This is a genomic window from Actinomadura sp. 6K520, from assembly GCF_004349245.1.
Taxonomy (GTDB): Bacteria; Actinomycetota; Actinomycetes; order Streptosporangiales; family Streptosporangiaceae; genus Spirillospora.
This window is the reverse complement of record NZ_SMLC01000172.1, coordinates 1-14,432: the sequence shown is the minus strand read 5'-3', so window position 1 is coordinate 14,432 and position 14,432 is coordinate 1. Positions and strand designations below refer to the sequence as shown.

6 protein-coding genes are annotated in these 14,432 nt (G+C 63.9%); 3 read left to right on the top strand and 3 right to left on the bottom strand.

Features of this window, described 5'->3' with window-relative positions:
• The first annotated feature begins 823 nt into the window (after positions 1-823).
• The 3 genes from E1289_RS39875 (at position 824) to E1289_RS40360 (ending at position 2,206) form a co-directional block, all read left to right on the top strand.
• Positions 824-1,075 carry a helix-turn-helix transcriptional regulator gene (locus tag E1289_RS39875; protein ID WP_243713254.1) on the top strand — a complete coding sequence of 84 codons (252 nt, stop codon included), beginning with the start codon at positions 824-826 and terminating at the stop codon, positions 1,073-1,075.
• Between the two features lie 220 nt (positions 1,076-1,295).
• Positions 1,296-1,529: a Scr1 family TA system antitoxin-like transcriptional regulator gene (locus E1289_RS39870; RefSeq protein ID WP_279488219.1), complete on the top strand. Its 234-nt coding sequence runs from the start codon at positions 1,296-1,298 to the stop codon at positions 1,527-1,529.
• 128 nt (positions 1,530-1,657) lie between these two features.
• On the top strand, positions 1,658-2,206 hold the full coding sequence (locus tag E1289_RS40360) for a DUF397 domain-containing protein (protein WP_347813604.1): 549 nt from the start codon (positions 1,658-1,660) through the stop codon (positions 2,204-2,206).
• Positions 2,207-2,239: 33 nt separating this feature from the next.
• Here the strand turns inward: E1289_RS40360 and E1289_RS30695 are convergent, their stop codons facing one another.
• The 3 genes from E1289_RS30695 to E1289_RS30685 all read right to left on the bottom strand — a co-directional run bounded on the left by E1289_RS30695 (position 2,240) and on the right by E1289_RS30685 (position 13,980).
• Positions 2,240-2,563, bottom strand: coding sequence for a hypothetical protein (locus tag E1289_RS30695; protein WP_131986446.1), 324 nt, complete (start codon positions 2,561-2,563; stop codon positions 2,240-2,242).
• A 23-nt stretch (positions 2,564-2,586) separates the two neighbouring features.
• The gene (locus tag E1289_RS30690; protein ID WP_131986444.1) at positions 2,587-9,684 is read right to left on the bottom strand and encodes an RHS repeat-associated core domain-containing protein; all 7,098 of its coding nucleotides are present in this window, start codon (positions 9,682-9,684) and stop codon (positions 2,587-2,589) included.
• 111 nt (positions 9,685-9,795) lie between these two features.
• The gene (locus E1289_RS30685; RefSeq protein WP_131986442.1) at positions 9,796-13,980 is read right to left on the bottom strand and encodes a LamG domain-containing protein; all 4,185 of its coding nucleotides are present in this window, start codon (positions 13,978-13,980) and stop codon (positions 9,796-9,798) included.
• Positions 13,981-14,432: the final 452 nt, after the last annotated feature.

Sequence of the window (14,432 nt, the reverse complement as noted above, 5' to 3'; positions counted from 1 at the left end):
CCCGCATCCCCGGCGGCGGCCCCCCAGCCGGAGGCACCCCACCTCGAAACGGCGGCATCCCAGGCGGCACAGAACCAGGCGGCAGAGTCACCCCAGCATCCTGACGCCCCACCCCACCAACACGCCACCGCCCTCGTCAGGAAGAGGGCCACAATGCCGACGCCCAGACAGTTACCGACCTCGGTCGGAGGCCGACGACCTCAACGAACCGCCGCAGACACCGTGTCCGCCGAGCCAGTGGGGCCTGTCGGTTCCGGTCAGCAGGAAGGCCCAGGCCGATCGAAGGGCAATCTCCCGGCCCCACCACTCCGACTGGCGGTCCGACCCGGTGTCCCCCAAGGTTCACCGACTTCGTTCACTTGCGGCATGCCACCCGCGGTGCGCTCATCGCGCGGGCGAGAGCCAGACCAGCTCCGAGAGCATCCGACGCGACGCGCTCTGCGGCGTGAGCCATCGCCCAAACCCCCGCCCGCTGAGCGGCACGGTGGCGGCCGACCCGTCCGGCAGCGCAATCCCGTAAGCCAGGACCTCTTCCACCACCGCATCGTCCTCGCCGCAGTCCTCCCGCACGAGGCCGAACAGCCTGGGCGCAGCGCCCCACCGAGCGCCACAACCCGCTCGGTTCCGTCCGCGTGGTAGGCAGTCAGGTGTTCCGGTTCGTGGACGTCATCCATCGGGTGCTCCCTTCCGAGCGACCGCTGCTCTTCGTTGCAGACCGTGACGAGCGGCCTACAGTGGGCATATAGTCACCGGGGCATGGCATGAACAAGTTGTTCAACAAGATTCGTGTAATGATCTTCTCGGCGAAGGAACCGGGGCCAGCATGACTGAACGGCAACGGGCGACACTGCGCTCCCAGTGGCTCGGGCAGCAACTCCGCGAACTGCGTGACGGCAGCGGCTTGCTGATCAAAGAGGTCGCCGAGTACCTGCAGCGAGACCCGGGAACGGTCAGCCACTTCGAGTCCGGCTTCTACCCCATCCGGCGTCCCGACCTGATGGCACTACTCGACCTGTACGGCGTCTCCGACCGGCGCAGACGCGACGCGCTGATGACCCTCAGCCAGGACGTCTGACAAAAAGGCTGGTGGGACGGCTATGCCGCCGACGTAGGGCTCACTGATCGATAACGCCTGGCTGGAGTCGCGAGCCCGGCACATCCGCTCGTTCGCACAGTGGTCCCTGGCCTGCTCCAGACACCCGACTACGCCGAGACGGTGATCCGCATCAACGACACCGACGCGACACCCGATCAGATCAGACACTGGCACGAACTGCGCATTTAACCGGCAACGAGTGCTCGAGGGTGAGAACCCACCCCGTCTGACAGTCATCTTGGACGAATCGGTCCTGCATCGCCAGATCGGTGACCGCCAGACCATGGCGAACCAACTCCGCTACCTGGTGCAGTGCTCGGCCAAGCCCATGGTGGACGCCCGCGTTCTGCGCCTCCGCGGGGATACTCCGGCCAGCACCTACGGCACTTTCGAGATCTTCGAGTTGCCGGCCCCCTTCCCAGAGGTGGCATAGACGATGGCAGGCGCCATCTACATCGAATCGCCCGAGAGCGAACGGTTCGCCCGAACGTACGCTGGACATGAGAGCAGAGCCCTCGGGCCAGCCGAGTCGGCCGACCTGATCTCGGCAGTAGCAGAGGAATGGCCGTGAGCGAGTCAGAGACACACGAAACACTCACCTCCCATGAGCGCACCAAAGTGGCCTGGCACATCAGCAACTACAGCCCCAACAACGGAGGCAACTGCGTAGAGGCAGGACCCGTGTTGGACGGCACGGGCCGTGTAGCCGTCCGGCGCAGCCAACGCCCCGACGCCGAAGTCATCCTTTATACCCGCCCCGAATGGGAATCCTTCCTAGCCAGGCGTCCACAACAACGAATTCGACTTCTTCGCAAAATAGGGACAGCAACACCATGCCCTGAGGAACGGAACGAAACGATTTTTCCGCACACCATTCCTAGCCTCTTGTGGCCTTTCACCCGAAAAAGCGTGAGCCCATTATTCATAAGGGTCGACTGGAGGCTCCCAGGGGGAGCTAGATTTCATCCAGCCAGCCCCATTTATGCGGGAGGATCCATTCAAGCCTCTAGCGATTACCAGCGTGGACCGAAGGACCGAGCCTGTCGATCTATCTCTCGCATCCAGCACCTGAACCCACCCGAACGGAACGAAAGACGACAGCGACCTTAACAAACGCGATCGGCAGCCCACCTGACACATTCCTCAAATTCTCATAGGTACGAGGAACTCTGCCGGCAGGTCAAGATCTTGTGCGAGCACCTCAATCGAGTTCTCTGTACCCGCGGGAACAAAGAAGTAGACACCCGGGCGAAGATGGTCGAAGTGATGCTCCAGAGCATACCACATTCTTGAATCTTCACTATAGGCACTTGCGTAGGCGACTGGACCCGGCGCCTCCCATTCCTCATTCTCTTCAAATGAGATTCCCCACTTAGTTGAGAACTCACGCCATGGGATGGGAACGAGTGCAACCATTTTCCATTCACATTTCGGCAGCTCATGATTCAATTTTGAAGTGATGCCCACTTGCATTGCTCCTCGATAGGCCACTAGCCGGGAAGATTGAATTTCGAGATTATGACGCCTATCTGAGCGAACTCCCCGTCGACCGATTCGATGACTCCTTCATTCCCCGTGTGCCACTGCACGTACGCCAGTCCAGGCTTCAACCTTCCCGTTTTAGTCCAAGCCCATTCTGTGGGAGTTGCCTCAGTGTAGAACTCCACTCCTAACGTTCCCTCAGGGAGCGGACCCGGATAGGCCTGTACAGCTGGACGTGCCCCACCACGTGCGGTCCTACCCCACACCTCAGCACTATCGATGATCTGCCGTACTCCTTCCACACTTTGCGACCTCGATACCACTCTATGGTAGGGGCCAGAAATCTTGCAGGGATCAATGTTGTGAGTGAGAACGGATGTAGCGCCCGCTTGCACATAGTATGTGTGAGTGCTGGCGATGGTGAGGTTGTGGACGCGTTGGTCTTGCGCGGCCCGACGCTTGATCGCAGTGAGTTGGGCGTAGATGCCAGCGTTGGTGCGGAGCCACATACCAGGTTCGAGATCGGTGGCCTTGACCCAGGCGTTGATGTCGCCAGCTACCCAGAAGGGGTGGTCTCCGGTGGCGACGACGACACCGCTCTTGGCGAGCTTGAGGTTGCGCGTTTCGGTGAGGCTAGGCTGCGGTACCTCTCCGGTCACCCGGAAGCGTACTGGGGCGTCGGTGTTGACGGTGATCCGGACAAGGTCCTTGTCGCCCTTGGTAGTGATGGTGCCGAGGACGGGTTGAGGGCTGGTTTCTCCGGTTTCCGGATTTGTGGCCAGTACCTTGTCGCCGACTCTGATGTCTTCGATGGCCCTATGGCCACCATCGGCGAGGAGCACAGGCGTTCCCGGAACGAAGCTGTTGCACTGAGTCGGCGGAGGTTCCGCGGGGGCGGATTTCCTTAGCGAAGGCCCTCCGGGCGATGTTTTTGGCGACTGCTTCGGAGATGAAGTCTTCGCCGGAGGAGGATCTGCCGATGGTCCACCTGTGGAACCCTTCGGCGGATCTGGAGCATCGTCCCCCTTTTTCGCCAACTGCTTCATGGTTGATCGGAGGAACTTACTTCCCGGCCTGAACAGTTTGCCGACGAATGGGACGAACGAAAGTGCGGTCCATCCACATGCGCCAGCACTCTTGCCGGTGAGACAACTCCAGGTGTTACGGATGTCGAAAATGAGATCAAGTGCGTCTATTACCACAGGGAGCCAGCCTGTGGTGGGTGGCGGGCCGGGGTTGTTCACGGCCAGTCGTTCCCTGATCATCTGATCGGTCGCACACCGGTATGTCGCCACGTCTGCCGGGCTGCATCCGCCGAAGGTGGCCATCACGCGAGCAACTCTTGAGGATCCGCCGGAGGACCAGCCCCGTGACACGTTCCTCTTGGGGGTTCTGCGGTGTGGACCGGTGTAGGCGAAGTCTGCGGAGCAGGAGTTTCCTGGGCAGGTGCCGGTCGGGTCGGAGAAGGTGACTGGGCTGTTGTTGGCGTAGGTGTAGCCGTTCATCTGCTGGGGGTCGGCCTGGTTCAGGACGGGGTCGACGGAGATGAAGCGGCCGGTGTCGGGGTCGTACTCGCGGGCGCCGAGGTGGGTGAGGTCGGTGGGATCCCGGGTGCCTCCGAGGAAGCCCTTGTCGTTGGGCCAGGTGGCGTCGTCGTCCAAGGCGCGGACGGCGCCGAAGGGCGTGAAGCGGCGGACGGTGGCGGCCTGGGTGGCGGCGTTCACCGCGATCTGCGCGGTGCCGTGGTGGTCGCTGGTCAGGTAGGTGACGGTGCCGTCGGCGGTGCGCATCGCGACAGGCTGGCCGCCGAGCTCGTAATAGCGGGTGCCCGTGGCGGTGCTGGCGCCGTTGTAGACCCGGAGTTCGGTTCCACCGGGAAGGTAAAGGGTTGATCCGGTGGGGTCTTTGCGAATCAGACGGTTGCCGCCGGCGTCGTAGACGAAGGTGACGTCGTTGCCTTCTTCGGTGGACTTGGCCAATTCGCCTTCGGTGTTCCACTCGAATGTCTGGGTGCTGGCGCCGGGGTTTTCAGTGGTTTGGATGGACGTGGTGTTGCCGGTGGCGTCGTAGCCGTAAGTCTGGGTGCGGTCGCCGTCAGGGCCGGTGTGGACCAGTGTGTTGAGACGGCTGCCCTGGCCTGGGGCGGCATGGGTGTAGGTGCGGACGGTGTCGGTGTCGCCGCCGATGCCGTGCTGGATCTCCTTGGTGCGGTTGCCTGCCTTGTCGTAGGTGAAGGTGTGCCAGTACGGGGCCGGGCCGCCGATGAGATTGTCGGCGGGTTCGGCGGCACACTCGTCGGTGGTGCCTTGCGTCCAAGCTTGGGTGAGGCGCTGGAGCGGGTCATAGCTGAAGCATTGGTTGTCGACGCCGTCATGGGAGACGTCGGTGATGGAAGTGATGGTCCCCGCATCGGTGTAGTGGTAAGTGGCGGCGCGGGCGGAACCTCCGATGTTTTCGCGGGAGGTGGCCGCGCGATCGAGCCTGCGGGTGCCACGCTGATACTCGAAAGTCTGGAAGGCGCGTTTCCCCACGGACCCGTAGTCGACGATCTCGACTTCGCCGGTTTCCCGGTAGGAGATGTCGCCGATGTAGGTGTGCAGGTCGCTGGAGAGTTTGATAGGACGGACGAGATCGTCGTAACTGTAGGTGAGGGTTTCGTAGGGCAGGCCGCCGGCGACGGGTGGCCGGAAGGACTGGACGCTGCCGTCGCTGTTGTATTCGGCCACCGATGAATAGGTTCCCGCCAGTACGCCTTCAACTGATGGAATGGTGACGGTGGCGGTGTGAACGCGTCCCAGCTCGTCGTACCTGCGGATGTTGCTGGTGTACTGGGCGCCGTTGTGGTGGCGTGTCGCGCTGGCCAGTCGGCCTTTCCCTCGCGTGACGGTGTCGTAGGTGAAAGAGGTCAGTTTGCTGCCGCCCGCAGAGCCTTCGCGGGTGTCGGTGACTCGCCCCAGGCCGTCGTAATTAGCGAAGACGGCCTTGCCGCGAGCGTCGGTGGTGGAGGTGAGGCGGTCGAGATCGTCGTAAGTGAAAAGGGTGGTGCCCTTGTCGGGGTCGGTGGACTGGGTCTTGCGGCCGCGTAGGTCGTAGGTATTGGACCAGGCGTTGCCGGACGGGTCGGTCACCGAGGAGATCTGACCTGCGGGAGTGTAGGCGTAGGTGGTGGCGTCATAGTCGCCGGTGGGGGTGTCCGCTTTGTACTGGCGGCGTTCTATGACCTGACCGAGGGCGTTGGTGATTTCGGCGGTGGGGGTTCCACCGTCAGGCGGGGTGACCGAGACGCGGTTGCCACCGCCGTAGTCGTAGGTGGTGCGCCACAGTTCCGCGTCCGGCTGAGATCCGTTACCGGTCGTGAGACGTTGGACGGTCGGGCGGCCCAGCCCGTCATAGCTGGTGCGGGTCTGGGTCTCGACGGCGCCCGGGGTGCCGACGCCGAACAGCGCCGCTTCAGGGGCACCCGTGGCCGGATAGGTCGCGTAGGTTTTGACGACCTGGCCGCGGTCGTCGTAGAAGGTGTCGGTGATCAGCCGTCTCGACTGGCCCTCCAGCGCCTGGGTGGGGGACTGTGCCTGCCGGGGCCGCAGCCATCCGTCCAGAAGGCTGATGCCGGTGACACGCAGGCTGCCGGCGACAATGGCCTTTGAGGTGACCGCGACGATCTGTCCGTCGGTGAACTGGTACTTGTATTCGTGACTGGGGTCGTCGTTGTTAGCCTTGGACCGATCGGGCCGCCATACCTTTCGCAGCCGCCCCATACCGTCATAAACCAGGTCGGTTACCTGGCCGTTGGCGTCGGTGGTGCGGATCGGCAGTCCCCATGCGGGGTCGAGTTCCTGGCTTGAGGTGAGCGCCGAGGACGAATCGGCGGGGTTCGCCGGCGGCGTGGTCGAGGTCTCCTTGGTGGTGAGCCCCTGTGTTTCCGTGTAGGTGGTGGTCGTCACCTGGCCGAGGACGTTTTCGGATTGCGTGACGCGGCCGTAGGGGTCGTAAGTGTTCTCGAGTTTCGTCGCATAGACCGGGGTACCGCCGTCGTAGCCGGTGATGTCCTCGACCTTGGTCGCCTGGCCCTTCGTCGGACCGGTGCCGTGAGCTTGATCGTCGTAGTAGGAGCGGACATCGGAAATGACTTGGTCCGGGCGGTCGGCTGCTGCCGTGCAGGCGACCGCGACGGTCTCCACGCGAGAGGGATAATCGACCATCCACGCGCCGGTGTTGTCGGCATAGGTGGTCCGGGTGCACTTGTCATCGGCGTCGGTGGTGACGTCGCCGAGGTCGTTGACGGAAATGACCCGGCCGACGCCGGGGCCAGAGTCCTTGAACGTGTTGTCGATCTTGGTTTGGAGCCAGTCGCCGCCGTCTTTGGCCGTCCAGGTCCGGGCGGTGTCCACACCGATCACGTTCGCGGTGACGGTCCCCCAGGACCGCGTTCGTGAGGCCGTCTGCACCCGCCACGGGCGGTTGACCGTTTTGGAGTGCACGCTGCCGCCGGGCTCGGTGTATTCCACCGTTCTGAGCGGGAACCCGGCGAGAGCGTTGTGGTCGGTATAGGTGCCTCCCTCCCCATCGGAGATGGAGACCGACTTGGTCCCACCAGACTCGGTTTGGCGATCCCCGTCCATACCGCGCATGTAATAGGTATCGGATTGAGTGGCGGGGTCGGCGAAATTGCCGGTGAACGTGCGGACGTGGCCGTATCCGCGCCACTGTGACCAGGTCTTGTCCTTTTCCTTGGTCAGGCCGTCATCGTCGTCGAAATGCCAGGCCGCACCACCCATGTATTCGTACTTGGTGGCCATGTCCGGGGCGAGCCCGGTGCGGTCGGTCTGGATGACGGACGTCACCACGTACTTGTGGAACCAGTCGGTGATCGGCTCCTCCCGGCCCGGAGGTTGCCAGATCACGGGCATGCAGCGGGTGGTGTTGGTCTCCGGGGTCGGCTTGTTCGACAGGCTGCAGTCGGTATCGGAGTAGGCGATGTCGATCTGTCCGCCGGCCTCGTCGTAGATGGTGCTGAGCCGGTAGCGGTAGTAGGCCAGGATGTCGTCGCCGCTCTCGTCCAAGCGATTGGGCATCTGGACGTGGGCGAAAGTGACCTTCGGCATTGTCACCGCGCCACCACCGTCGGTCGCCGAGTGGCCGGTGTGCTCGATCTCCTCCAGAAACAGGTCGCGTTCAACGTCGGCCAGGCCCCAGTCGTGGTTCATCGACCAAGAGTCCACCGGCCGGTAGCCGGAGCCGTCCGGCTTAAGGATCTGGGTCGCGACCTTGGTCAGCCGCTTTCGGGACCAGAACGACGGCGCGATGGCCCCGTGGTCGTCCTTGCATTCCTGGCCGGAGTTGCAGTTCAGGTCCCAGGGGACGTCCCACCACTTGTCGGGGTTGTCGTCGATCTTGGACGGGGCGCAGTCGAAGTTCGCGTCCGGGATGCAGCGTTCGGAGGTGGTGAAGGTGACCTGCGCCGGCGCCTTGGCGAACAGCGCATCCTTGCGCAGTCCGTAGGAGATCGTCTTCAGGAAGCCACCGCGGACGTAGGGGGTCTCATCCTCGGCTTTGAGATTGCGGCCGTAGTGGTTGGTCTCTTTGCCGTAGGTGTACAGGATGGCGTTGCCGCCGGGGTCGACGACGTAGTCGAGGTTCCACCGGTAAGCCTGCTGACACCATGAGCTCGCGAAGGTCGAATCGTGGCATGGCTCTCCGGAGTCGTCGCCGAACACCGGCAGGGTCCACGCCGAGTTGGTCTCCGGCTTTTCATTCGTCCATCCGGGAACGCGGTTGAGGCCGAAGTAGTACTGGGTGCCGTCTGTGGCGGTGACTTTCCAGTACTCGCCATTGTTGTCACCGTTGTTGTTCGAGGAACTTGCGAGCTTCTCGAACCGGGTACCGTCGTCGTTCTTCATCCGCCATGTGCCGTCGGAGGCCTTGATCAGCTCTCCGCCCTGGCCGTTCCAAGCGACGGTCGCGTTGTCGTAGGCCCAGCATTGGTCCCCGGGCGAGTTCCCCCACTCGTCCTTGGGGGCGCCGTCCTCCTTGCACGACTTGTAGCGGCGTTCGATGAAGCCCGGCCACAGATCGAAGCCCTCCCCGACCCACGACGGCTGCCCGTTGGTATTGGCAGTACGCCCGTCCACACTGCCCGAGGAATAGGAGACTGCGACCTTCGGTGTCAGTGCTCCGGGCACCGGCGGCACCCGCATCGGATACGACCACGTGAAGTCACCGGCACTACCGCCGGCCTCCCAGGTCGCCGAAGGACTCAACGATGTCGCCTTGTAATCGCCCTGCGAACTTCCGGAATCCGCGGCAGCGACCAACAGCGTCGCGTTGCCTTGAGTGGAGGCCGCTGCGGAAGACCCGGACTTGGCGGTCGGTGCGGCCTCCACCTCCGCGGTCAGAGTCTTGCCCTCGCCATCGTTGACCGTCTCCAGCGGAACGGGCGTGCGGCATCCTGGTTCGGCCGGTGTGGTGAGGGCGCACTGCGGCAACCGCATCAGCCGCAGCCGGGCCCCATAGGCGCCACCGAACGCCTGCTCGAACTTCGAGTAGCCGAGCCGCAGTCGCACCCGACCGGACGTCGGGGCATCGGTGCGAGCCACTGTGAACGCCACCCCGTCCACACCCACGGCATGAGCGGCATCACGATCCAGGACCTGAACCCGCACCCGGTCAGCCCACTCCACGCGGCTCCGTCCGCGTTTCTGGCCGGTCGGCGGAAGAATCTCGATCGGGAGGTCGCCAGCCTTCTGCGCACCGTGGTTCCCGGCGACGCGTGCGGACTGGGAACCGGTGGGAACCTCGACCTCGGCGCTCCCGGGTGCCGGCCGCACCGTTCTAGCCGCCGGACCCGGTTTGGTCGCTGGATCCGGCTTGCGCGGCCTGACCTTCAGAGCTTTGCCATCGACAGGCTCTTGGTGATCGTCGACCGTGGGACGTCCCGAGTTCGGCGGATCCGCGAGCGCCGGCGACGCCGACAGCAGCCCGGCCGGCATCACGACCGCCATCACGACCGCGGTCGCGCTCAGGAGCCGCCCCGAACCCAGCACCAACGTCTTGCCATGGCTGCGACCAGACACCTTCCGGCCAGCGTTCACGACGTCCTCCAGCACACCATCCGGAGCGGATTACGAATCAGGGAGTCAGAAAGGGCAGTGGCGGGAATCCGGTCCGTCCGGGCCAGAACCCCCAGAGTGGCTCCCGGCCCGGACGAGGCGGGCGGATCATGGACCCGCCTCGGTCGGTATGTCGTCGAAGATCGCCAGACGGGTCACCTGTTCTCGGGTCAGCGCACCCTGGTACACCCAGAGGTCGTCCATGGCACCCGACAAGAATTCGGTCCCAGAACCGTCCGTCGCACCGAATTTGCTGCGCCCGACCTGCAGGACGGCACTCTCGGTCTCGAAGCTCTGGACCTGGCCCTCCTGTGAAACTCCTTCGGAGGTCTGGTAGAGCTCACCGTTGACATAGAGGCTCACGCGATCGCGTAGCGCGTCGTAGACGATCGCCACGTGCTGCCAGTCGTCGGGATCGAAATCTCCGTGAACAGCCGTGATGGGCTCGGCGCCGGCATCGTCGCTGTTGCGCATCTCGATCTGCCAACTCCCTTGCTCCGCCGGATCCGCGCCCGGCACATAGCGGAGAGCGAACGCGTTGGCGTTCTGACCGGCCTGGGAGAAGACGGTCACGGGTTGTTGAGGACGCCCCAACGGGTAGACCCAACCAGTAACCGTGAAGCTGCGATGGGTCTCCATCACCGACGCCGCGCTTTCGGCGAACGCCTTGGTCGCAGCATCGAGTTGCAGACTCGCCGGCGCTGCCCACCCGACCCCGGAACCCGCGACAATGGCCGCGCCATTGTGCGGAGTGAGCGCAGGTGCACCTGCCGGCCCCTTGAACTGGTTCTCGACCGGCTCTTCGTTCAGCACCCAACGCGCCTTCAGCACGGGGTGTTGACTGAGTAGCTCCTCAACCTCCTGCTTACTGACGATCCGGTCATAGACGCGGACGTCGTCGATGAGGCCGGCCCAATGGTCAACCGCATTGCCTCCCCACTGGGAGTGTCCGATCTCCAAGCCGCCGGTAGCCAGCCAGCGTGAGGTCACTACGGCGCTGTCCGTGCCCTTCTCACCGTTCACATAGATCCGGAGGCGGTTGGCAACCGCGTCCCATACTCCGACGACGTGCGTCCACTCATCAGTCTGGGCGGGATCTCTGGAAGTGGCCTGGTACCAGCCCAGCTCGGCGCTGTCATGAGCTGGCCGCGCGAATACCCAGCGTCCGGTCTCCTCGACATATTTGAGGTAGAACCCGCTCTTGCTGGCACCGCGCGCCGACACCGCCGTGAAATTCCTAGTGGGAGAAGTTGCTGATCCGTCGGCCTTCAGCCATGCCGAGACTGTGAAGCTGCGCAGGGTGTTGACCACTGGCCGTTCGGTCGCGGCGTACTGATGGGCAGTATTGTCCAGTCGGAGCGCGCCGTCCGCCTGCCCTTCCGCGCCGAGGACGGCACCGTTGTGCACGGTGGCCGTGAAGGGGGCGGCCGGGCTGTACACCCGAGACTTGCCCATCGCCTCGTCCATGTTCCAGTGCGCGACAAGGCCCGTTCCCGCAGCGACGGTTCCGCCATAGAGCTGCTGGGCCTGCGCGTCCGACAGCGGCTGGGTGAACACCTGGACGTCGTCGATCGACCCCGGCCAGTAGGCCACGAAGTTGCCGTTGTAGAGACTCCGGCCGATCTGGAGCGGCCCATGGGTCCGCATGGGTGTCACTCCATTCGCGCTCGCCTGGAGGTCACCGTTCACGTAGAGCCGCATCTGCCCTGCGGTCTTGTCGTAAACACCGATCAGATGGCTCCACTGTCCAAGCGGAAGTGGGACGTCATCCATCGCCTGCTGCCAGGGTGAGCCATTCTCGTTGTCAAGGGTCGGCCACTCGAAAATAGCTTCACCATCGGGCTGCATACCCAGGTTGAAGCCCTGTTGCAGCGTTCCGGCCTGCGCCAGGAGATCGCCCTGCTTGCGCTGAGTGGGTTTGGCCCAGACCGACACCGTGAAGCTCTCGCTGTTGTCAACGATCGGCAAGGTGCTTTCGGCGTAATCGTCGATGCCGTCAAGCGTCAGCGCGGTGCCGTTCCTGCCGGCATCACCCAGGGTCGCCGAGCCGTGGAGCCGCGCCGGCCTGCCAGGGCCCGTGGAGGCCACCGCAGTCGAGCCGGCACCCTCGTCCATGGTGAATCTGGCTACCGGATCCGAGCCGGTGTTCACGCGGAACTCATAGGATTCGGCCCCTCCGTTCTGATTGGAGGGTGCGAGTGTTTGTACGGACAGGATGTTGGGGCCTGAGCGGGTCGGTACGATCTGGACCTGCTGGGCCGCGCCGGCCGTGGTCGGCACTGTTTGTATTTCCTCGCCGTTCAGTGTGATCACGTATCGATCCGCGACGCCCTTGGCGTCGGAGATGGTGAATATTCCCGGTTCTCCGATGCCGCCGTGCCAGGCATCGTCTTCTGGGTAGTCGGTCGAGGTGATGGTCGGATCACCGGGTATCGCGGGGTCGTAGTAGAAATAGCAGCCTGTTTGGGCGCCCGCGTAGCTCCACGGACCCCATTGCTCGCCGTCCCATGCTCGCACGCCCCAGCCGATCAGTGTTCCTTCCGGGATTGTGTGTGGCAGGGGCATCTCGAACTTGCTGCCCCTAGCCTTCGCCGGTGTCAACCCCGAGGTCCATTTCTCGCCCCAGTCCGACCCGTCGGCGTTGTTCGCCCAGTGCAGCGTGAACTGGCCGCGGACCTTGTTCTTATCCTCGTCGTCGGGATCCCATAGGTAGGCGTACACCGTGGGAAAGTCGTTGACCGGCGTTGCTTTGCTTGCCGTTACGCATTCGGAGCCCGGGTTGGCGAACATCGAGTCGGTGTTGGGCTGGTGGGGCGGGTTGTTGTACTGCACCCTTAGGTACGCGTCATCGGCGAACCGTTTCCACCACGCCATCGACGACTCGCTGTAGGCCTTCAGACCCAGCGTGATCGTGCCGTAGCCCTTGTTGACCGCGTCCTGCACGTGCGACCGCAGGTTCGCGCCGCCGAACTCCACTGGAGCCCGGGAGCAGTACGCGACTTCACGCGAGGTCAAATGCTCGCCCCAGGCACCGCCATTGCCCCACGTCCCCACGGTGTTGTTCCAGGTGGCGTGCGAGACCAGGGTGCTGGTGCGCCACAACTGGACGCCGGTCGGGTTGTCGCAGTTGTAGGCGCTGGTCTCAAAGGCGGTGAACTCCACGTTCTGGATGTAGCGGCCCTTGACCGCTGGCAGCGGCATCCGGAAGAACAGCCGCTTGGTCTGGTTCTTCACACAGTTGGGATCCAGGGCGACCTCGCAGCGCCCGACCCCCTCGGTGGAGTTGCCAGCGAACTTGTAATACGACTGGCTCGGCCAGCCCGAGGAAACCATCGCCCAGCTGGACGCCTTGTTCGTCGTCCACACCGGATCGATGTATACCGGGAACACCGTGTCCCGCGCCGTCAGCAAAGCCTGGTCGGGCGTCAACGTCAGCTTGCCGTTACCGACCGCCACATCGACCAGCGCGGTCTTGGCGCCTTCGGCCGGCTCTTCCACAGGATCGGCCTTCGCCCGAGCACGGGCTGGCGGCGCAGTCCCCTCCGCAGGCTTCGCCTGGGAGGAATCCCACATCACCGGGGACGGCGCTTCGAACACCACCGCACCCGATCCCGGGTCGGCGGCCTTCAGCACTCCGCTGCCCTGCTCTTCGGCTACCGCCAGGCGGGTGGTCGACATCGCCAAGGCCAGCTTGGTTACGAGCGGTTTCTTGGCCGCCTCGGCGCTCTTGACTACCAGGACGTGCGCGAATCCGTCCGCCTGCGCCCGCAGGCGCAGATCGACGTCAGGGCCAGCAACGCCCTCATAGACGGCGGTGTCGCCGTCGAGGGTCGGCGAGGGCAGCGGCTTCGGCCATGACAGTGCCAGCGTGCGGCCCGCCCGAGTCATCTGCACCAGGGGGCCGTCTCCGCCGCTGGAGAACTTCAGCCCGACGGTCGTCGCGGCCGGAACGACCTCGGACCCCGAACGACGCAATGTGGTATCGATACTGACCCATTTGCCGCCCTGACGTGCACGAATGGGCTGCAACCGCTCTTCGACCTCGATACGGCCATTCGGCAACGCGCGCACGGTGCGGGTTTCACCACGCCTGGACGTGATCTCCACCGGCTCACCGGTCCGTTTCGCGGCGGCCAGCGCCTTCTGCTCGGTCGCCTCTGCCTTCGGTTCGTCGGCTTGAGCTGCGGTTTTCGGCAGCGCCGCCACTACGGGGACATGGACCAATCCGGCGACCAACACCAAAGACAGGACGCGGGCCATCCAAGCCGGACGCCGCCAGAGCAGCGACCGCACAACGGAACCACAACGACGCGCGGCACGAAGGCCCATAAAGACCCCATAAGGCGGGAGGTTTGTCAAAACGGCCTTAACGTAACCCCGCCATTAGCCACTGGAAAGACCTGTCGACGATCTTCCTCTGTGATCTAGGCCACAGCAGTCTTGGTAAACCATGGGTGGAGGGCTGGGCGTCCCACTCCAAACCTTTTTAGGAAAAGCAACGCCGAGTGACTCGATACATACGAAGCGGAGACGCTCTCCGCGCGCGCTCGCGTTACCTAACCCGAGCGGCGCAGATTTTCAAGGGTTTTCGGTCAGCCATCTTTTTGGCTGTCGCCCAGGACAGGCAGGACGCACTTGACGCAGCACAGGAATCGATATAAGGCCCCACTTGCGCGCGTCAGGAGGATGACGGCGGGTCGGCTTTGTGTTTGCCGTTTGGTTTTAGTGGGGGGACTATTCGGGGC

Coding starts and splice junctions, on each gene's coding strand:
- E1289_RS39875 (WP_243713254.1), top strand. CDS start 824: ATGACTGAACGGCAACGGGCGACACTGCGCTCCCAGTGGCTCGGGCAG.
- E1289_RS40360 (WP_347813604.1), top strand. CDS start 1,658: ATGGCCGTGAGCGAGTCAGAGACACACGAAACACTCACCTCCCATGAG.